This is a genomic window from Streptomyces sp. NPDC059248 (assembly GCF_042753905.1).
In the GTDB taxonomy this organism is placed as follows: Bacteria; Actinomycetota; Actinomycetes; order Streptomycetales; family Streptomycetaceae; genus Streptomyces.
In genome coordinates this window covers 21,879-41,373 of the sequence record NZ_JBHYZV010000005.1, presented here as the reverse complement: position 1 = coordinate 41,373, position 19,495 = coordinate 21,879, and the positions used below count along the sequence as shown (strand labels likewise).

General features: G+C 74.5%; 17 protein-coding genes. 8 read left to right on the top strand and 9 right to left on the bottom strand.

The window, feature by feature from the left end:
- Positions 1-15: 15 nt before the first annotated feature.
- Both ACFXG1_RS03655 and ACFXG1_RS03650 read right to left on the bottom strand, forming a co-directional pair.
- Positions 16-792: a glycerophosphodiester phosphodiesterase gene (locus ACFXG1_RS03655; protein WP_384715510.1), complete on the bottom strand. Its 777-nt coding sequence runs from the start codon at positions 790-792 to the stop codon at positions 16-18.
- Positions 789-1,502, bottom strand: coding sequence for a YitT family protein (locus tag ACFXG1_RS03650; RefSeq protein WP_384740834.1), 714 nt, complete (start codon positions 1,500-1,502; stop codon positions 789-791). Before ACFXG1_RS03650 ends, ACFXG1_RS03655 begins: the two co-directional genes overlap by 4 nt.
- Positions 1,503-1,728: 226 nt before the next feature.
- Between ACFXG1_RS03650 and ACFXG1_RS03645 the strand changes: the two genes are divergently transcribed.
- Positions 1,729-3,228, top strand: a complete 1,500-nt coding sequence (locus ACFXG1_RS03645) for a PLP-dependent aminotransferase family protein (RefSeq protein WP_384715513.1) — start codon at positions 1,729-1,731, stop codon at positions 3,226-3,228.
- Positions 3,229-3,314: 86 nt separating this feature from the next.
- Here ACFXG1_RS03645 and ACFXG1_RS03640 read toward each other — a convergent pair whose 3' ends face one another.
- Positions 3,315-4,994, bottom strand: a complete 1,680-nt coding sequence (locus ACFXG1_RS03640) for an ATP-binding protein (protein ID WP_384715516.1) — start codon at positions 4,992-4,994, stop codon at positions 3,315-3,317.
- A 166-nt stretch (positions 4,995-5,160) separates the two neighbouring features.
- Positions 5,161-5,355, bottom strand: a complete 195-nt coding sequence (locus tag ACFXG1_RS03635; protein ID WP_358824785.1) for a hypothetical protein — start codon at positions 5,353-5,355, stop codon at positions 5,161-5,163.
- Positions 5,356-5,731: 376 nt separating this feature from the next.
- Between ACFXG1_RS03635 and ACFXG1_RS03630 the strand changes: the two genes are divergently transcribed.
- The 3 genes from ACFXG1_RS03630 (at position 5,732) to ACFXG1_RS03620 (ending at position 12,017) form a co-directional block, all read left to right on the top strand.
- Complete coding sequence (locus ACFXG1_RS03630) at positions 5,732-6,133, top strand: ankyrin repeat domain-containing protein (protein ID WP_384740656.1); 402 nt, start codon at positions 5,732-5,734, stop codon at positions 6,131-6,133.
- Between the two features lie 327 nt (positions 6,134-6,460).
- Positions 6,461-7,879 (top strand): HEAT repeat domain-containing protein, encoded by a 1,419-nt coding sequence (locus ACFXG1_RS03625; RefSeq protein ID WP_384723178.1) that lies wholly within the window; start codon positions 6,461-6,463, stop codon positions 7,877-7,879.
- Between the two features lie 499 nt (positions 7,880-8,378).
- Complete coding sequence (locus ACFXG1_RS03620) at positions 8,379-12,017, top strand: hydantoinase B/oxoprolinase family protein (RefSeq protein WP_384740652.1); 3,639 nt, start codon at positions 8,379-8,381, stop codon at positions 12,015-12,017.
- Positions 12,018-12,117: 100 nt separating this feature from the next.
- On the opposite strand, the gene ACFXG1_RS03615 is transcribed toward ACFXG1_RS03620, so the two are convergent.
- The 5 genes from ACFXG1_RS03615 to ACFXG1_RS03595 are packed head-to-tail and all read right to left on the bottom strand — an operon-like array spanning position 12,118 to position 15,812.
- Positions 12,118-12,984: a biotin-dependent carboxyltransferase family protein gene (locus tag ACFXG1_RS03615; RefSeq protein ID WP_384715744.1), complete on the bottom strand. Its 867-nt coding sequence runs from the start codon at positions 12,982-12,984 to the stop codon at positions 12,118-12,120.
- A complete protein-coding gene (locus tag ACFXG1_RS03610) occupies positions 12,981-13,598 on the bottom strand; it encodes an allophanate hydrolase subunit 1 (protein WP_384715741.1) in 618 nt (205 codons plus the stop codon). Before ACFXG1_RS03610 ends, ACFXG1_RS03615 begins: the two co-directional genes overlap by 4 nt.
- Positions 13,595-14,359: a LamB/YcsF family protein gene (locus tag ACFXG1_RS03605; RefSeq protein ID WP_384715738.1), complete on the bottom strand. Its 765-nt coding sequence runs from the start codon at positions 14,357-14,359 to the stop codon at positions 13,595-13,597. Before ACFXG1_RS03605 ends, ACFXG1_RS03610 begins: the two co-directional genes overlap by 4 nt.
- Complete coding sequence (locus ACFXG1_RS03600) at positions 14,356-14,529, bottom strand: hypothetical protein (protein WP_384715735.1); 174 nt, start codon at positions 14,527-14,529, stop codon at positions 14,356-14,358. Before ACFXG1_RS03600 ends, ACFXG1_RS03605 begins: the two co-directional genes overlap by 4 nt.
- The gene (locus ACFXG1_RS03595; protein ID WP_384715732.1) at positions 14,526-15,812 is read right to left on the bottom strand and encodes an MFS transporter; all 1,287 of its coding nucleotides are present in this window, start codon (positions 15,810-15,812) and stop codon (positions 14,526-14,528) included. Before ACFXG1_RS03595 ends, ACFXG1_RS03600 begins: the two co-directional genes overlap by 4 nt.
- Before the next feature lie 205 nt (positions 15,813-16,017).
- On the opposite strand from ACFXG1_RS03595, the gene ACFXG1_RS03590 reads away from it, so the two are divergent.
- The 4 genes from ACFXG1_RS03590 (at position 16,018) to ACFXG1_RS03575 (ending at position 19,457) form a co-directional block, all read left to right on the top strand.
- Positions 16,018-16,755, top strand: a complete 738-nt coding sequence (locus tag ACFXG1_RS03590) for a GntR family transcriptional regulator (protein ID WP_384740647.1) — start codon at positions 16,018-16,020, stop codon at positions 16,753-16,755.
- Between the two features lie 124 nt (positions 16,756-16,879).
- Positions 16,880-18,406, top strand: coding sequence for a hypothetical protein (locus ACFXG1_RS03585; protein ID WP_384740644.1), 1,527 nt, complete (start codon positions 16,880-16,882; stop codon positions 18,404-18,406).
- Positions 18,403-18,549, top strand: coding sequence for a hypothetical protein (locus ACFXG1_RS03580; protein WP_384724420.1), 147 nt, complete (start codon positions 18,403-18,405; stop codon positions 18,547-18,549). Before ACFXG1_RS03585 ends, ACFXG1_RS03580 begins: the two co-directional genes overlap by 4 nt.
- Positions 18,546-19,457 carry a hypothetical protein gene (locus tag ACFXG1_RS03575; RefSeq protein WP_384740639.1) on the top strand — a complete coding sequence of 304 codons (912 nt, stop codon included), beginning with the start codon at positions 18,546-18,548 and terminating at the stop codon, positions 19,455-19,457. Before ACFXG1_RS03580 ends, ACFXG1_RS03575 begins: the two co-directional genes overlap by 4 nt.
- The last annotated feature ends 38 nt before the right edge of the window (positions 19,458-19,495 follow it).

Here is a 19,495-nt window from a genome sequence, read left to right as displayed (position 1 = left end):
CGCGGACGCGGCGGATCAGACCCAGGCTCCCCGCTCGGTCAGTACCGCGCGCAGCGTCTCCAGATGATCGGTCATGATGCCATCCACCCCCAGGTCCAGCAGGGCCCGCATCCGGTCGGGGTCGTTCACCGTCCACACATGGACCTTCAGCCCCCGCCGCCGGGCCGCGCGGACGAACCGGCGGTCCACCACCCGGACCCCGCCCCGGGCCTCCGGGACCTGGACGCAGACCGCTCCGGCGCGCAGCGGCGCCGGAATTCCGAGGGACCGCAGCCGCAGGCCGACGACGCCCCCGACGCCGTACGAGGTCGCCAGCCGGGGCCCCGCGAGCCGGGCGGCCCCGGCGACCCGCGCCTCCGAGAAGGAGCCCGCGCACACCCGGTCCCACAGGTCGGCCCGCCGGACCAGATCCACCAGCGGCTCCACCGCGGACCCGGCCTTGAGGTCCACGTTCCAGCGGGCTCCGGGGAACTCCTCCACCAGATCCTCGAAGAGCACCGGCGGCTCGATTCCGCCGATCCGGGCCCGCCGGACCTCCCGCCACGGCAGCTCGGCGATCCGGCCCCGCGCGTCGGTCACCCGGTCCAGCGTGTCGTCGTGGAAGGCGACCAGCCGTCCGTCGGCGGTGGTGTGGACATCGGTCTCGAACCAGCGGTAGCCGAGGGCGGCGGCGCGGCGGAAGGCGGAGGCGGTGTTCTCCAGTCCGCCGGCCGCGCCGCCGCGGTGCGCGAAGGGCAGCACCGAGGGGTGGTCGAGATACGGATGGATCCGGGGCGGGGGAACGCTGGTCACCGCCGCAGTATCGCCCGGGACGGGGTGCTCCCGGCCACGACCCCGCTCCCGCCGCCCGGCTCCCGGACACCGTGCGACGCGGAGGCGGCGTTCGGCTCGGGGGCGGCGTTCGGCTCGGGGGCGGCGTCCGGCTCGGAGGCGGCGTCCGGCTCGGGGACGGCGAAGACTCGGAGGAAGAACTGGGCCAGCGGGCCGATCGCCAGGGTGTAGGCGATCGTCCCGGCGCCGACCGTGCCGCCGAGCAGGAAACCGGTGGTGACGACGGTCACCTCGACGATGGTCCGCACCAGCCGGATCGACAGGCCGGTGGCCCGGTGCAGCCCCGTCATGATGCCGTCCCGGGGTCCCGGACCGAACCGGGCCGCGATGTACAGACCGGTCGCCACCCCGTTCAGGAGGATCCCGGCCGCCAGCAGCGGGATCCGGACGGCCAGGGCCTCCGGCTCCGGCAGCACGGCCAGCGCCCCGTCCATCACGAACCCGATGACCACGACATTGGAGACCGTGCCCAGGCCCGGCCGCTGCCGGACCGGGATCCACAGCAGCAGCACCAGCGCGCCGACCACGGTCATCACCACGCCCATGGAGAGCCCGGTGCGCTCGGAAAGGCCCTGGTGGAGGACGTTCCACGGTTCGAGGCCGAGCCCGGCGCGGAGGATGAGCGCGCAGCTCACCCCGTACAGCACGAGCCCCGCGTAGAGCTGGGTCAGCCGGCGGGCGAGCCGCCGGCCGCCGGGGGCGGGCGCACTGTCGGCCGGGGCGCCGCCGGCGGGCGGGCCGCCGGCCGGGGAGGGACGGGACGACTGTGGTTCCTCGGGCGCGGACTCGGTCGACACGGGTGGACTCCTCCTGGTGGCAGTGGACTGGCTTATGACACCCTGTGGCCATGGCGTAAATGCCAGCCATGGCCAATTCGCGGAAGGTGGACTGATTTCCTTGTCCCGGTGGACCTCTGCCGTCGGTGCGGCCCAGCTCGCCCGCCAACTCGCCGCCCAGCAGCCCCGCCCGGCCGGGCCCGGTACCCGTAAGCCGCCCGCGTACCGTGCGCTCGCCGACGGCATCCGGGTCCTCGTGCTGGAGGGCCGGGTGCCGGTCGCGGCCCGGCTGCCCGCCGAGCGGGAGCTGGCCCTGGCGCTGGCCGTCAGCCGGACCACCGTCGCCGCCGCGTACGAGGCGCTGCGGACCGAGGGCTTCCTGGAGTCCCGGCGCGGCGCCGGCAGCTGGACCGCCGTCCCGGCCGGGAACCCGCTGCCCGCGCGCGGTCTTGAACCGCTGCCGCCGGAGGCCCTCGGCTCGATGATCGACCTGGGCTGCGCCGCCCTCCCGGCGCCCGAGCCCTGGCTCACCCGGGGGATACAGGGCGCCCTGGAGGAGCTGCCGCCGTACGCCCACACCCACGGCGACTATCCGGCGGGCATCCCCGTCCTGCGGCAGCTCCTCGCCGAGCGCTACACGGCGCGCGGTATCCCCACCATGCCCGAGCAGATCATGGTGACCACCGGTGCGATGGGCGCCATGGACGCGCTCTGCCATCTCTTCGCGGGGCGCGGCGAACGGGTCGCCGTGGAGTCGCCTTCGTACGCGAACATCCTCCAACTGATGCGCGAGGCCGGGGCCCGGCTGGTCCCGGTGGCCATGCTGGAAGGCCTCGGCGGCTGGGACCTGGACCGCTGGCGGCAGGTGCTGCGGGATGCGGCGCCCCGGCTGGCGTACGTCGTCGCCGACTTCCACAACCCCACGGGCGCGCTGGCCGACGAGGAGCGGCGGCGCGGTCTGGTGGAGGCGGCCAAGTCCGCGGGGACCGTGCTCGTGGTGGACGAGACGATGGCCGAACTGCCGCTCGACGAGGACGCGCCACGGCCCCGGCCGGTCTGCGCCTTCGACCCGGCGGGCGGCACGGTGGTGACGGTCGGCTCGGCGAGCAAGGCGTTCTGGGCGGGTATGCGGATCGGCTGGGTCCGGGCCGCGCCCGATGTGATCCGCTCCCTCGTCGCCGCCCGCGCCTACGCGGACCTGGGCACCCCCGTGCTGGAGCAGCTCGGCGTCAACTGGCTGATGCGTACCGGTGGCTGGGAGGAGGCGGTGGCCGTCCGGCGCCACCAGGCGCGGGAGAACCGGGACGCGCTGGTCACCGCGGTCCGCCGCGAGCTGCCCGAATGGGAGTTCACGGTGCCCGGCGGCGGGCTGACGCTGTGGGTGCGCACGGGCGGTCTCTCCGGATCGCGGATCGCGGAGGCGGGCGAGCGGGTGGGCATCCGGGTGCCGTCGGGGCCCCGGTTCGGGGTCGACGGGGCCTTCGAGGGTTTCGTACGACTGCCGTTCACGGTCGCCGGTCCCGTGGCCGACGAGGCCGCCGTCCGGCTGGCGGCGGCGGCCCGGCTGGTGGAGCGCGGCGGGACCACCGGCACCGAGTCCCAGCGGACCTTCGTGGCCTGAGACGGGCCGGGGGGTCGGGGGACCGGGGGACCGGAGCGGGGTACCGGGGCGCCTGGGGCCGTACCGGTGCGACGGAGGGTGGAGGGTCAGCCCTCGGCGGGCACCGGCGCCGGTCCCGCCGTGGGAGCCGTACGGCCGTCGGCGCCGTTCCGGTCGGCCGGACCCGCCGTGGGCTCGGCGGGTTCGGCGGGTTCGGCGGGGATCGGTACCTGCGGCCGGTCCGCCGCGGGCTCGTCCACCAGCTCGTCATGGCGTTCGGGCAGCAGTTCCAGCACCGCTTCGCGGTGGTGCTCGCTCGTCGCTTCGTCGTACGGGTCCGGGGTCGCCGGTACCTGGATCCGCAGCACGGGCCCGGTGCCGAGCCGCGCGTAACCGCGCCCCGGCGGGATGTGCGGTACGGGTGTCGTCGGCGGCCGGCCGCCCAGCACCGCCTCGATCCGCCCGGCCGGCAGCGGCCCGAGCGCCACCCGGGCGCGGGTGTGGTCGCGTACCGCGTCGGTGAGGGAGTCCAGATAGTCGGTCTGCTCGGCGACCACCACGATCACCTGGGCCGCCCGGCCGTGCCGCAACGGGACATGGAGCAGTTCCTGCGGGTCGGGGCGGCCGTCGGCGGCGGCCGGATGCCCCAGGGCCGACGGCCGGTCCACCAGGATCCACAGCGGTCGCCGGGTGTCGGGGGGAGCGGGCAGCCCGGCTTGGCGCGCGTGGTTCGCGGCGATCAGCCGCCGCTCGGTCTCCCGGGCCGCCCAGTCGAGGGCGGCGACCGCGCCGGTGAAGGAGCACTCGACGGCGGCCACACCCACCCGACCGGCCAGGAACGCGTACTCGCCCGTACCGCCGCCCTCCACGATCAGGACGTCCCCGTGCCGCAGCGCCTGCACGGCGATCGACCGCAGCAGGGTCGAGGTGCCGCTGCCGGGGTCGCCCACGACGAGCAGATGCGGTTCGGCCGAGCGGGGGCCGGTCCGCCAGATCACCGGCGGGGCGTCCCGGGTGGTGCCGTCGGAGCCCTCGTCCGTGACGGGCAGGGTCCGCCGGACCGCGCCCGCGTCGGTGAAGCCGAGGACGGTCTCGCCGGGAGCGGTGACGAAGTGCTGGGCGACGACGGTGGTCGGCAGCGCCGGGAGCACACCGAGCACCAGCTCGTTGCCCTCCTCGTCCCAGTCGAAGCGGTACTCGCGGCCACGGCCCGACTTGGCGTGCAGCACCTGCTCGATCCGGGCCCGGGACGCGGCCTCGCCGTCGGTGAAGTACGCCGGGTAGCGGATGCGCAGCGCCGTCAGCCGCCCCGCTTCGTCGAAGGCGGCGTCGGAGAAGGCGCTGTCCCACCGGCCGCCGGGGGTGAACAGCGGGGCGGGGTCGTCGGGGACCGCGAAGTAGGGCACGAGGGCCTCGTAGAGGGCCTGGAGCCGTCCGGCGGCCGCCTCGTCGGGACCCGTGTCCGGGTCGTCGGAGCCGTGCGCCCGCCCCTTCCACGCGGCGGCGGCCATCACCGAGATCAGGGCCGTGAGGGGCCCGTACGGGACGAACGCGACCACCAGCACCCCCGCGCCCGCGAAGAAGAGGGCGGGACCCCGCTTCTCCTTGGGCGTGTCGGCCCATCTCCGCCGGGTCGACACGGTCAGCTCCCGCAGGCCCCGGGAGATGACGATCAGGGGATGGAGCACGTCCGTGGCCCCGTTCGTGGCGGAGCGGGCGAGCTCCCGGCTCCGGGCGAGCCGCGCGGTACCGCTGCTCATGATGCGGGTGAGTGGTCGCGGGGCCACGTCGTACTCCTGAGGGCCGGGGTTCGTGGGTCGGGACGGGGGTGGAGCGCCGGGGCCGGACGCACGGGACGGTGCGGCGGAACCGGCGGCGGAACGGGGGCAGGGGGCGGGACGGGCGGCGGAACGGGGGACAGGGGGCGGGACCGGGGGTGGAACAGGCGGCTGATCAGAACTTGATGCCGCCCAGCAGGCTGGCCAGGCTCTGGCTGCCAGCGGTGATGCTGGGCGCGATGGCGGTACCCGCGAGGAAGAAGCCGAAGAGGGCGCAGACGAGCGCGTGGGACGCCTTGAGGCCGTCCTTCTTGAAGAAGAGGAAGACGATGATCGCGAGCAGGACCACGCCCGAGATGGAGAGGATCATGGTGTTCTCCTGGGTGAGGGGACAGTCACCTTGAGTACTTCCAGCCTCACAGGAAGTGCATATGTGATTAAAGGTGCAAAGAGGTGAAAAGGGGTGAATTTCACCAGATTGGCGGACGCGAAGAGGGGTGCGCGGCCCAGGGGGACGGGAAGGCGCGGACATACGGGCGCGGCACCCGCCCGCCGCCCCGCCCCCGCCGTCGCGCGGTCCGGAGCCGACCCGGCGCCCCGCCGCGGGGCGGTTGCGGCCCGAGCGCGCGGCCCGGCCGTCCGTACGGGCAGTACGCTGTGCGTCGCTCGTACGGCTGTTCCCGCCGTACACCCAGGTCAGCGGAGCCGGAGACGGAACCCCCGACGAACGAGAGGCGGTCCCCGCGATGAGTGAGTCCCCCGACCCGGACGTGGTCGAACTCGCGACCAAGGTCTTCGACCTGGCGCGCCGGGGGGAGACCGAGGCGCTCGCCGCGTACGTCGACGCCGGGGTGCCCGCGAATCTCACCAACGACCGCGGCGACACCCTGGTGATGCTCGCGGCCTACCACGGGCACGCGGCGGCGGTCGAGGCCCTGCTCGCCCGGGACGCCGACCCGGACCGCGCCAACGACCGCGGCCAGACCCCGCTCGCCGGGGCGGTCTTCAAGGGCGAGGACGAGGTCGTCCGCGTCCTGCTCGCCCACGGGGCGGATCCGGCGGCCGGAACCCCCTCCGCCGTGGATACCGCGCGAATGTTTGGGAAGACAGAGCTTCTGGAACTGTTCGGGCACCCCGGCGACCGCTGAGGCGACCGATCGGCCCCACCCCTTCGTCACGGAGAGTTTCCGGCTCCGCCCCGGAAGGCCGCGCGCGCCATGCGCGGGGACCACCGGGGAGGGACGTCGTAAATGTGGTCGCGGTGGCGATATGGGTGGGTCATCATGACGACGGGTCCTGTCCCGGACATCACCGGGAATTCCCCTGGGGCCCACCGACGAGAGGCGAGGAACATGGTCTACAGCAAGCAGAGGGCGCGGACGACGAGCAGGGCGCGGGCCGGTTCCCCGGGCTGCTGCGCGGCCTAGGCATTCCCGTCCCCGGTTGCGTCGAGAGCTTGATGTGAGGCTTTCCCCATGTTCGATCCAGTCATAGCGCCGAGCGGTACGCTGCTCGGTCTGTTGCAGAGGGGCCGCGGCGACGGCACGCTGCACGCCCTCGCCGCGCCACGCGCCGAGGCGCTCGCCGCCCTCAACCACTGTGTGCTGAACGATCCCCGCCACGACTGGCAGGTCGAGAACCGCTCCTTGTACTACGCCCGGCTCTACCTCGACCTCCACGGAGGTCTGGAGGAGATCGGGAGCCATCTCCGCGACACCGACGACGTCCTGGACACCGACGAGGCCCGTACCGGGCTCGCGCTCGCCGTCCTGGGGCATCTCGCGGCCTACGGCCGGCGGGACGCCCTCGCCCTGCTGCGCGAGTACGCGGCCCGCGGGGCGAACTGGGAGTGGGCGCTCGACGAGCTGGCGCTCCGTGACGACGACGCGGGGCTGCGCGCCCTCGCCGAGCCCGTCCTCGCCAGATTCCCCGCCGGACCCGAGGGCGACGCCGAGCTGGCCGTCGCCGTACGCGACGCCTTCGAGCCCCGGCCCTGGCGGCTGTGGGCCGATGATCCGCGCGAGAGCGTCGGCGCCCGGGTGCGCGCCGCCCGGGAGGCCGGGTCCTTCGACCGCTGGCAGCGCCAGATGCGGTCCGGCGGCCCCCGGCCCGGCTGGAGCGTGCAGTCCGTCTTCGACTGGGCCGACCAGGGCCAGGAGCGCGGCACACCCCTCCATGTCCCCGCCGCGCGCTGCCTGGCCGCCGTCGCCTCCGACGCCGACCGGCCCGCCATCCTGGTCGCCGCCCGCGACGGCGCCGACGGCGCCCGCGCCGCGGCGCTCCACTATCTCGCCGAACGCCGGGACCCCGTCGTCCTCGATCTGATCGAGCACGCCGTATCCGCCGGCTCCCGGGCGGTGGCCGACGCCGCCGTCGCCGCGTTCGAGCGCATGTGCGGCGACGAGGCCGTCGACCGGGCCCGCGGCTGGGTCCACCGGCCCGACGCGCTCGGGGCATCCGCCGCCGGGGTGCTCGCCTGCCGGGGCGGGGCGCACGACGCCCGGCTCGTCCTCGGCGCGCTCCGCGAGACCGTCCGCGCCCAGGGCCCGGACGCCCCTTTGCTGTGGACCCTGGTCGACGGCGCGGGCCGGCTCGGGATCGCCTGCGCGGCCCCCGTCCTGCGGCACGTCTACCGCGAGACCGCGTCGTCCTGCCTGCGGGGCCGTGCCGCGCGCGCCCTGGCGGCGACCGATCCGTCGTTCGCCACAGGGTTCGCCGTCGAATGCCTGTGGGACTGCGAGGAGACCACGCGCGAGGTGGCCGCCCGCCACGCCGCGACCGGCGATCTGCGCGTCGCCGAACGGTTCCGCCGCCTCGCCGCCGATCCGGCGGAGGAGGCCGAGGTCCAGACGGCGGTCCGCAGCCGGATGGCCTCGGACGTCCCGCCCCTCTGAGTCCCCGCGCCACCCGGCCGCCCGGCGCTGAGGTCGCCACCCGGCCGCCCGGCACCCCCGGCGCTGAGGTCGCCACCCGGCCGCCCGGCGCCACCCGGTCGCCCGGCGCCCTCAGCGCCGGGCGGCGCCCCCCGGGCTCCCTGGCCCGCGCCCCCGGCTCCCGGCCCGCGCGCCGGGCCCGGGGCTCCGGGGACGTACCGTTGCCGCCCCACGGTCCGGGCGGGGCGTCGCGGGCCGCCGGCCGTGACGCCCCGGAGCCGTCCGGCCTCTCACGGACCACGACGGCCCGGAACCGTCCGGCTTCTCACGGACCTCGACGGCCCGGGGTATACGGCCGCCCACGGCGGCGCCTGCCGGGGCACGCCCCACGGGCAGGCGTTCGCGCGCCGCGCCGCGCCGGCGGGCCGCCGCCGGGTGGGTTGTCGCCATCACCGCGACGCCCCCGGGCCGTCCGGCCGTCCGCGGCGCCCGCGGCGCCCGGCGGGGTCATCATGAGGGCATGACCGGGCGCTGGGAGTTCTGGATCGACCGAGGCGGCACGTTCACCGACATCGTGGGCCGCCGTCCCGACGGCCGGCTCGTCACCCGCAAGCTCCTCTCCCACGACCCCGGGCGCTACCGCGACGCCGCCGTCGCCGGGATCCGGCTGCTCCTCGGCCTCGGCCCCGGTGAGCCGGTGCCCGCCGAGCGGGTCGCCGTCGTCCGGATGGGCACCACCGTCGCCACCAACGCCCTGCTGGAGCGGCGCGGCGAACCCACCGCCCTGCTGATCACCGAGGGGTTCGGCGACGCCCTCGCCATCGCCTACCAGAACCGGCCCCGGATCTTCGAGCGCAGGATCGAGCTTCCGCCGCCCGTGTACGAACGCGTCGTCGAGGTCCCCGAACGGATCGACGCCCGCGGTACGGTCGTCCGCCCCCTCGACCTCGAAGCCGTCACCGAACGGCTCGCCGCCGTCCACGCCGCCGGGGTGCGCTCCGCCGCCGTCGTCCTGCTCCACGGCTACCGCCACCCCGAGCACGAGACCCTTGTCGCGAAGGCCGCCCGCGACCTCGGGTTCACCCAGGTCAGCTGCTCCCACGAGGTCAGCCCCCTGATCAAGCTGGTGCCCCGCGGCGACACCACCGTGGTCGACGCCTATCTCTCCCCGATCCTGCGGCGGTACGTCGACGAGGTCGCCGCCGAACTGCCCGGGATCCGGCTGCTGTTCATGCAGTCCAACGGCGGGCTGCGGGAGGCCGCCCGCTTCCGCGGCAAGGACGCCGTCCTCTCCGGCCCCGCGGGCGGCGTCGTCGGCATGGCCCGTACCGCGGGGCGGGCCGGCTACGACCGCGTCATCGGCTTCGACATGGGCGGTACCTCCACCGACGTCTCCCACTACGCCGGGGAGTTCGAACGCGAACCGGGCACCCTGGTCGCCGGGGTGCGGATGAGCGCCCCCATGATGAGCGTCCACACCGTCGCCGCGGGCGGCGGCTCCGTCCTCCACTTCGACGGCCGCCGCTACCGCGTCGGCCCCGACTCCGCGGGCGCCGACCCCGGACCCGCCTGCTACCGCCGCGGCGGCCCGCTGACCGTCACCGACGCCAATGTGATGCTCGGCCGGATCCAGCCCGCCCACTTCCCCGCCGTCTTCGGCCCCGACGGCGACCGGCCCCTCGACGCCGATCTCGTACGGGAGCGCTTCACCGCCCTCGCCGAACGCGTCCGGCGCGAGACCGGGACCGACCACGGCCCCGAGGAGGTCGCCGCGGGCTTCCTGGAGATCGCCGTGCTCAACATGGCCAACGCGGTCAAGAAGATCTCCGTCCAGCGGGGACACGACATCACCCGCTACGCCCTCACCTCCTTCGGCGGCGCGGGCGGCCAGCACGCCTGCGCGGTCGCCGACGCCCTCGGCATGGGCACCGTGATCGTCCCGCCGCTCGCCGGAGTGCTCTCCGCGTACGGCATCGGACTCGCCGACGCCACCGCGATGCGGGAGCGGTCCGTGGAGACCGCGCTGACCGAGACCGCCGTCGGACGGGTCCGGGACGTCTGCGGACGGCTCGCCGACCGCGCCCGGGACGAACTCCGCGCCGACGGCGTACCGGACGCGTCGATCACCACCCGGGCCCGGGTCGTGATCCGCTACGAGGGCACCGACGCGGGGCTGCCCGTACCCCTGGACACGGCCGACGCCATGCGGGACGCCTTCGAGGCCGCCCACCGCGCCCGGTACGCGTTCACCATGGACAAGCCCCTGGTCGTCGAGTCCGTGTCGGTCGAGGCCACGGGCGCGGCGGGGGAGCGGCACCCGGAGGACGACAAGCCCCAGTCGCCGCCGGGCCCGGGGAGGGAGCCCGGTCCGCGAGCTCTCGTCCCCCTCCACACGGCCGGGGCCCGCCACGACGTACCCCTGCGCCACCGCGCCGATCTGCGCCCCGGCGACACCGTCACCGGCCCCGCGATCCTCGCCGAGGACGACGCCACCACCGTGGTCGACCCCGGCTGGCGCGCCGAGGCCGGCCCCGGCGGGCATCTGCTGCTGACCCGGACCGCGCCCCGGCCGTCCGACGCGGCCGCCGGAACGGCGGTGGACCCCGTCCTCCTGGAGGTCTTCAACAACCTCTTCATGTCCATCGCCGAGCAGATGGGCGTACGCCTGGAGAACACCGCGCACTCCGTCAACATCAAGGAACGCCTCGACTTCTCCTGTGCCCTCTTCGACGCCGAGGGCAATCTCATCGCCAACGCCCCGCACATCCCCGTCCATCTGGGCTCCATGGGCGAGTCCATCAAGGAGGTGCTGCGGCGCGACCGGGACGGCGCGGGCCACGGGATGCGGGCGGGCGACGTGTTCGCCGTCAACGACCCTTACCACGGCGGCACCCATCTGCCCGATGTGACGGTCGTGACCCCGGTCTACGACGACACCGGCGCCGAACTGCTGTTCCTGGTCGCCTCCCGGGGCCACCACGCGGAGATCGGCGGGATCACCCCCGGCTCCATGCCCGCCTTCAGCACCACCATCGAGGAGGAGGGCGTGCTCTTCGACAACTGGCTGCTGGTACGGGACGGCCGGCTGCGGGAGCGGGAGACCCGGGAGCTGCTCACCGGGGCCCGTCATCCGTCCCGCGCCCCCGACACCAACATCGCCGATCTGCGCGCCCAGATCGCGGCCAACGAGAAGGGCATCGCCGAACTGCGCGACATGGTCGACCAGTTCGGCCTCGATGTGGTGCGAGCCTATATGCGGCACGTCCGGGACAACGCCGAGGAGTCCGTCCGCCGGATCGTGGCCCGGCTCGGCGACGGGTCGTACGCCTACGAGACGGACAGTGGCGCGGTCATCCGGGTCGCCGTGCGCGTGGACCGCGCCCGGCGCGGCGCGGTCGTCGACTTCGCCGGTACGTCCCCGCAGCGCTCCGACAACACCAACGCGCCGACCTCCGTGGTCACGGCCGCCGTGCTGTACGTCTTCCGTACCCTCGTCGGCGATGACATCCCCCTCAACAGCGGCTGTCTGGAACCGCTCGACATCCGGGTGCCGCCCGGGTCGATGCTGGCGCCCGAACCGCCCGCGGCGACCGTCGCGGGCAATGTGGAGACCTCCCAGGCGGTGACCGGCGCGCTGTACGCGGCGCTCGGGGTCCAGGCGGAGGGCTCCGGCACCATGAACAACGTGACCTTCGGCAATGACCGGGTGCAGTACTACGAGACCGTGGCCAGCGGCTCCGGCGCGGGCGACGGCTTCGACGGCGCCGACGCCGTCCAGACCCATATGACCAACTCCCGGCTGACCGACCCGGAGATCCTCGAATGGCGCTACCCGGTCCGGGTCGACTCCTTCGCCGTCCGCCGCGGCAGCGGGGGAGCGGGCCACTGGCACGGCGGTGACGGTGTCGTCCGCAGGCTCCGCTTCCTCGAACCCATGACCGTCGCCCTGCTCACCGGGCACCGCAGGATCGCCCCCTACGGCATGGCCGGCGGCGCCCCGGGAGCCCTCGGCGAGAACCGCGTCGAACGCGCCGACGGTACGGTCACCCCTCTCGCCGGAACCGATACGGCACAGGTCGCCCCGGACGACGTCCTGGTCCTGCTGACCCCGGGCGGCGGAGGCTACGGCACCCCGGACGACCCCCGGAACCGCGGGTGATCCGACCGTTCCGCGCGATCCGGCCGCCCCTTGTGGACCGGTCGCCCCGGGTGACCGTGCCGGTCCTGCCGGTCCTGCCGGTCCTGCCGTTCCCCGGGCCTCAGGACAGGTCGACGAAGCGGACCGGGGTGCCGGGAACCGCCTGGGCCGCCGCGGGCAGATCACGGCCGTCGACCACCGCGACGACCGGATAGCCACCCGTCGTCGGATGGTCGGCGAGAAAGACCACCGGACGCCCGTCCGGCGGCACCTGCACCGCGCCCAGCACCATGCCCTCACTCGGCAGCTCCCCGCCCCGCGCCCGCCCCAGCGCCGGGCCCTGTGTCCGGATCCCGATCCGGTTGCTCGCCGGGGACACCCGGTGACCCCCGGAGAACAGGGCCCGCAGCGCGGCCGGGGTGAACCAGTCCGTACGCGGCCCGAGCCGCACCCGGAGCACCAGTTCGACGGGCGGCCCCGGCCACGGCACCGGCCCGCCGGCTCCGGCGGACGGCCCCGCCGGAGCGCCCAGCGGCAGGACCGCGCCGTCGGCGACGACCGGGGGACCCAGCCCCGACAGCAGATCCGTCGACCGGCTCCCGAGCACGGGATCCACGGCGATCCCGCCCGCGAACGCCGCATAGGACCGTACGCCCCGGCTCGCCCGCCCGATGTCCAATACCGCCCCCGCGGGCACCCGCACCGGCGCCCCCCACGCCACCGGGCGCCCGTCCACCCGTATCCCGCAGGGCGCCCCGCCGACGGCCACCGTCACCGCCCGGCGCGGCCGGACCGCGCAGCCGTCGACCGTGGTCTCCAGCACCGCGGCCCCCTCCGCGTTGCCCACCAGCCGGTTCACCAGCCGGGCCGCGGGCGCGTCCAGGGCGCCCGAACGCGGCACCCCGAGATGGGCGTACCCCGGTCTGCCCCGGTCCTGAACCGTGGTCAGCGCCCCCGCCCTGACGACCACCACCGCTTGATCGGTCATGGATCCACCGGCACGAACCGCACCCGGACCCCCGGTGACAGCAGCGCGGCCGGATCCCGGCCCGGATCCCACAGCTCCAGATCCGTCCGCCCGATCAGCCGCCAGCCGCCGGGCGAGGCGCGGGGATAGACGCCCGAGTACGGCCCGGCGAGGCCGAGCGCCCCGGAGGGCACCGCCGTCCGCGGCGTCGCCCGGCGCGGTACCGCGTAGCGCGCGGGCAGCCCGGTCAGATAGCCGAAGCCGGGGGCGAACCCGCAGAACGCGACCCGGAACTCCACCGCGGAGTGGATCGCGGCCACCTCGTCGTCGGCGACCCCCCACAACGCCGCCACCTCCGCCAGATCCGGCCCGTCGTAACGGACCGGCACCTCGACCGCCCCCCGCGCCGTGCCGCCGGCGGGCGCGGGCTCCCAGCCGGCCAGCTCCGCCGCGAGACCCCCGGGATCCGCCACCCCGTCCAGCAGCACGGTCCGGGCGGCGGGCACGATCTCCGTCACCGGCGGAAGCAGCCCGGCCGCCCTCCGGCGCAGCAACTCGGCGTGCAGCGCCCCCACTTCGTCCCCGTCGGCCAGCTCGATCAGCAGACCCCGCTCACCCACCCGGAGCGCCCTCATACGAACGCCTCCACCCGCACGCCCGCCTCCACGAGCCCCCGCCGTATCCGCCGGGCCAGCTCCACCGCGCCCGGGGTGTCCCCGTGGACGCACAGGGACCTGGGCCGGACCGGCACGGTCCGCCCGCAGCGCGCGGTGACCACCCCGGAGCGGGCCATGCCGACGGACCGTTCGACCACGGCCGCCTCGTCCGTCAGCACCGCCCCGTCCTCCCCGCGCGGCACCAGGGTGCCCTCCGCGGTGTAGGCGCGGTCGGCGAATCCCTCCGTGATCACCGGCAGTCCCGCCTTCCGCGCCAGCTCGTGGAGCGCCGACCCGGGCAGGGAGAGCAGCGGCAGCCGCTCGCCCGCCAGCAGCACCCCCTCCACCACGGCCGCCGCCTGCTCCTCGTCCCGTACCACCCGGTTGTACAGGGCGCCGTGCGGCTTCACATACGACACCCGTGAACCGGCCGCCCTGGCGAAGACCTCCAGGGCGCCGATCTGATAGGCGACCTCGGCCGACAGCTCCCGCGCAGGGACGTCCATCGCGCGCCGCCCGAAGCCGGCCAGATCCCGGTAGGACACCTGGGCGCCGATCCGTACCGACCGCTCGGCCGCGAGCCCGCACACCTCCCGCATGGTCACCGCGTCCCCCGCGTGGAAGCCGCAGGCGACATTGGCGCTGGTGACCACCGACAGCAGTGCCCGGTCGTCGGTGAGCCGCCAACGGCCGAACCCCTCGCCCAGATCGGCGTTGAGATCGATGGAAGCCCGGGTCATCCGGTGTCTCCTCTCTTTCCGCGGGAGTCGTCACAGGAGATCGCGGCGCTCTGCCCGCCGGAGTGCGTCACGATGCGCCACAGCCACAGCCACAGCCACAGCCACAGCCACAGCCACAGCCACAGCCACAGCCACAGCCACGGCACGACACCGGGCCGCGTCCCTGTCACAGCAGTTCCCGGCCACGGGTCTCGGGCAGGCCGAACAGCGCGACGAAAGCCAGACCGTAGCCCACGGCGCCCAGGACCAGAGCCCCGCCGACGCCCCAGCTGTCGGAGAGATAGCCGACCAGGGTCGGCAGGAAGGCCCCCACGGCGCGACCGCTGTTGTAGGTGAATCCCTGGCCCGTGCCGCGGATCTCGGTGGGATACAACTCGCTCAGGAAGGAGCCGAATCCGCTGAAGATCGCCGACATGCAGAACCCGAGGGGGAAGCCGAGGACCAGCAGCAGCCCGTTCTCCCCCGCGGGCAGCTGGGAGTAGGCCAGCACGCCCACCGCCGAGAGCACCGCGAACAGCCGGATGTTGTTCTTGCGGCCTATTCGGTCGGTGAGATAGCCCCCGGTGAGATAGCCGAGGAACGCGCCGGTGATCAGGAACGCCAGATAGCCGCCGGTACCGACCACGGTGAGCCCGCGTTCGTTCTTGAGATAGGTCGGCACCCAGGTCGCCAGGGTGTAGTAGCCGCCCTGGACACCCGTGGAGAGCAGGGTGGCGAAGAGGGTGACCCGCAGCAGATCCTTGTGGAAGATCGCCCGGAAGGAGCCGCGCCGGGCGCTGCCGTCGCGCTGTGCCTCCACCCGGGGCGCGTCCTGGACATGGCGCCGTACATAGATCACCAGCAGCGCGGGGGCGGCGCCGGTGAAGAACATGACCCGCCAGGCGGTGTCCGGGTCGAGCAGATAGAAGACCAGGGTGTAGACGACGACCGCGAGCCCCCAGCCGACGGCCCACGCGCTCTGCACGAATCCGAGGGTGCGCCCGCGGTGCTTCGCCGTCGCGTACTCGGCGACCAGGATCGCCCCGACCGCCCACTCACCGCCGAAACCGAGCCCCTGAAGGGCGCGGAACACCAGCAGCGTCTCGTAGTTGGGGGCGAAACCGCAGGCCACGGTGAACACGGCATAGGTGATCACGGTGGCCATCAGGGCCTTCACCCGGCCGATCCGGTCGGCCAGGATCCCGGCGAGCGCGCCGCCCACCGCCGACACCACCAGCGTGACCGTGGTCAGCAGCCCCGTCTGCCCGTTGTCCAGGGAGAAGTAGGCCGCGATGGCCATCATGCTCAGCGGCAGGGTGAAGTAGTCGTACGAATCGAGGGCGTAGCCCCCGAACGCGCCGCCGAAGGCGCGGCGCCCGCGCGGGCCGAGCGCCCGCAGCCAGGCGAACGCGCCGCCGTCCGCGCCGTCTTCGGCGGGGCGGCCCTTCTTCGGCTGTACCCGAACCGTACTCATCTGCACCTCGCAGGAGGAAAGGAGCGCGAAGGACATCAGGAAGGAGCACGGGCGACACCACCCCCGGGGCGGCAACGACCCTGTTCCGCCAAGCTAGAGGATCGTTGAACGATCCGACAAGGGGCGCGTTGGGACGTCATGCCCTTCTACGATGGCTACCGCGCGCCGGGTTGAAACGGGCCCGTGCCGGAAAGGGTGGGGTGTTGTGGGGACGACACGGCGGGAAACGGACGGAGTCGGCGCGGCCACGGGCGGACTGGCGGACGACCGGGCACTGCTCGGCCGCACCAGCACCGCCGAACGGGTCGCGGACATCCTGCGCACCCGGATCGCCGAGGGCTACTTCCGCCCGGGCGAGCGGCTGTCCGAGGACGGCATCGGCAAGGCCCTCAACGTCTCGCGCAACACCCTGCGCGAGGCGTTCCGGCTGCTGACCCGCGAGCGGCTGCTGGTCCACCAGCTCAACCGGGGGGTCTTCGTCCGCAGGCTCGCGGTCCGCGACGTGGCCGACATCTACCGCACCCGCCGGCTCGTCGAATGCGCCGTCGTCCACGACCTCGGCGAGCCCCCGTATCCGCTCGACGGTCTCGAGGAGGCCGTCGCCGCGGGCGAGCGCCACGAGCACGACGAGGAGTGGACCGGCGTCGCCACCGCCAATATCCACTTCCACCGCGAACTCGTCGCCCTCGCCGGCAGCGCCCGTACGGACGAGCTGATGCGCGGCGTCCTGGCCGAGCTGCGCCTCGTCTTCCACGTCGTCGACGACCCCCGCGGCCTCCACCGCCCCTACCTCCTCCGCAACCGGGAGATCCTCGAAGTCCTCCGCGACGGCGACCGCACCGCCGCCGAGCGGCTCCTCGCCGACTATCTGGAGGACTCCCGCGCCCAGCTGACCGAGGTCTACGCCCGAGCCGTCGCCGACGAGGACACCGACGCCTTCTGACCGCCGTGGCCGGGCTCCGGGGCCCGGCGGATCCCTGCCCGGCACCGCCCCGGGACGCCATCCGGACAAGTTTCGCGTTTCGCCGTTTCGACCGTTGTCGGTGCGAGGACCTAATCTGTGCACCGTGACTTCGCCCGCCTCGACGGAAACCGTTCCGCCCCAGCTCAGCACGGGGCCGCGGCCCGCGCAGGGTCCGGCCGCCGACGAAGGTCTCGCGCGCCGCCTGCGCGCGCTCGCCTGCACCGCCCCGCTGCACGACCTCGACGTCCGCAAGGCGAATCTCGCCGGTGAGTACTCGGTCTACGCGATGGCGGAGGTCGCCCTCTCCGCCATCGACCTGGTCACCCTGAACATGGACTTCGACACCGGCGCCGACCACGACCAGATCATCGCCAGGCTGCTGCCCCGGGTCGCCGCCCAGGCCCCGGCCCGCCCCGCCGCCGAACACGAACGCGTCGCCCGCTGGGTCCTGGAGAACCTGATCAATGTCGGCAGTGTCGACCGGGGCTTCCGCGCCGTCTACGGCACCTTCGGCACCGACGGCGTCTACACCCGCCGGGACTACGACTTCAAACTCCTCGAAGAGGTCCCCGGCTACGGCGGCGCCGTCTATCTGCGCACCACGGACGAGGCGGTGAACGTCCTCGTCGGCGCCCTCGACACCGACGTCACCAGCGCCCAGATCGCCGCCGAGGTCAAGCTGGAGGTCCTCATCAGCCGCGGCCGGCTCGCCGACGCCCAGCTCGCCGCCGAACAGGCCCGTTACCGCACCGTGCAGTACTCGGAGACCCTCCGCCGCACCCTGGAGGCCACCCGGCGCAACGTCCGCGCCGTGGACTGGCTCAACACGGTCCCCGACATGATCGCCGAAGCCCTCGACCACGTCGCCGACCGCTACCGCCACGAGAACGCCATCCTCACCAACATCCGCAAGGCACGCGACGAAGCCGAGGACCCCGAGCACAAGCGGCGCGCCGCCGAGCTGGTCGACATCGTCAAGGACTGCATCCGCCGCCACACCCAGCTCCAGTCCCGGCTGCTGGAGGCCGGCCCCCTCTTCCGCGCCGAACAGGACCGCCAGGCCTTCGCCCGCCCCACCACCCGTACCGGACTCGACCTGTACGGACAGCTCCTCGCCCCGGTCCTGCCGCTGCCCCTGGAATCGGCGATCAAGGTGACGGACGCCTTCTTCGCCCGGGGCACCGGGCTGCGCACCCCCTCCAGCGTCCGCGTGGGCGACCTGGTCGAGCTGCTGCTCGCACCCCCGGTCGAGCGGGAGCACCTGGGCGCCGAGATGCCCGAGCCCGATCTGATCGCCACCCCCGACGACAGCCGCTTCACCGAGGAGCAGCTCGCCCTGGCGACGGAGCTGCTCGATCTGGAGCACGACGCGCCGCGCCGGCTCTCCGGGCTGCTCGCCGACGCCCGGCGCCGCGACCCGGACCTGCCGTATCTCGTCGCTCTGCTGGCCGTCCACGCCGCCAGCCCCCCGGTCGGCACCGCCTACCGCCAGGGCGAGGAGCGTCTGCTGTTCGCCGTCGACGACGGCACCCCGCTGGACGACCCCGAATTCGGCGGCGCCGACCTCATCGTGGGGACCGCCCTGCTCGACGCGGCCGGGATGGCCGCCGACCGTACGGAAGCCGCATGACCCCCGCCCGCCCCGCCGGACCGCGTCCGGGCGGCCCCGCCCCGGGTACCCCGGCCCCGGGCGGCGACGCCCCCGGCGCCGTACGCGAGCACACCGTCCCGTACCACCGCAGCCCGCAGCCGCACGAGGAGCCCGTCCAGTGACCGAACCGCACGCCGAGCGCGAACCCCGGCGCGACCCCGCCGCCGACGCGCCCGCCCCCGCGGGACCGCCGGGCCCGGGCACCGCCGCGATCACCCCGGCCGACGCCGCCGACGCCGCGCGCCTCGTCTCCTTCGGCCTCCAGCCCAAACTCGTCCCCGCCCGCGACGCCGAGTACGCCGAACTCCTCCGCCGCTACCGCGAGGACACCGCCTTCGCCCGGCTCGCCGACGCCGTCGCCACCGGACTCGGACTCGTCGTCCTCGAAGTCTCCCCGCGCGCCGGAATGGCCGTCACCGCGGGCGAGGACTCCGTCTTCGCCGTCCGGATGGGCGACTACGCCCGCCGGGCCTCCGCCGAATCCGCCGACCGCTTCCTGCACGGACTGGCCCATCTCGCCGTCGCCGCCATGGCCTTCCCCCGGCCCGAGGACCTCGCCGACGACGGCTACATCGGCCGGGTCACTGTCAACGGCGTGGACACCTTCGTCCGCCAGGCGTGCCGCAGACTGGAGGAGCGCGCCGGGGAACAGGGCGAGAACACCGACCCGGCCACCGGGGCCCCCGGCCTCGAATCCGCCTGGCGGATCTACGCCCGGCGCAGCGCCACCGGAGCCACCAAGGACGCCCGCCGCCTCGCCGGATCCACCACCGGCATCGTCGGCAAGGCCGTCGCCTTCCTCACCGACTCCGGATTCCTCCAGCGGACCGGCGACGACTCCGGCGGCACCTACCGGACCACCGCCCGCTACCAGCTCCAGGTCCGCGATCTCGCGGGCACCGCCGCTATGGCCGAACTGCTCGACCTGGGCGTCGTCCCCGTCAGCGACGGCGCCGCCACCCTGCTGCCGCCACCCGACGGCGACGACCTCGAACTGGCCGCCGACGCCGGCCTCCCCTTCCACGCCTGACCACCGGCCGAACGCCCCCGCCCCGCCGTTGCGGGCGC

What these genes read in the sequence shown, in the direction of transcription:
- ACFXG1_RS03635 (WP_358824785.1), bottom strand. Translation starts at nt 5,355, where the DNA reads ATGATCCTCTCCATCTCGGGCGTGGTCCTGCTCGCGATCATCGTCTTC.
- ACFXG1_RS03630 (WP_384740656.1), top strand. Translation starts at nt 5,732, where the DNA reads ATGAGTGAGTCCCCCGACCCGGACGTGGTCGAACTCGCGACCAAGGTC.
- ACFXG1_RS03625 (WP_384723178.1), top strand. Translation starts at nt 6,461, where the DNA reads ATGTTCGATCCAGTCATAGCGCCGAGCGGTACGCTGCTCGGTCTGTTG.
- ACFXG1_RS03620 (WP_384740652.1), top strand. Translation starts at nt 8,379, where the DNA reads ATGACCGGGCGCTGGGAGTTCTGGATCGACCGAGGCGGCACGTTCACC.
- ACFXG1_RS03615 (WP_384715744.1), bottom strand. Translation starts at nt 12,984, where the DNA reads ATGACCGATCAAGCGGTGGTGGTCGTCAGGGCGGGGGCGCTGACCACG.
- ACFXG1_RS03610 (WP_384715741.1), bottom strand. Translation starts at nt 13,598, where the DNA reads ATGAGGGCGCTCCGGGTGGGTGAGCGGGGTCTGCTGATCGAGCTGGCC.
- ACFXG1_RS03605 (WP_384715738.1), bottom strand. Translation starts at nt 14,359, where the DNA reads ATGACCCGGGCTTCCATCGATCTCAACGCCGATCTGGGCGAGGGGTTC.
- ACFXG1_RS03595 (WP_384715732.1), bottom strand. Translation starts at nt 15,812, where the DNA reads ATGAGTACGGTTCGGGTACAGCCGAAGAAGGGCCGCCCCGCCGAAGAC.
- ACFXG1_RS03580 (WP_384724420.1), top strand. Translation starts at nt 18,403, where the DNA reads ATGACCCCCGCCCGCCCCGCCGGACCGCGTCCGGGCGGCCCCGCCCCG.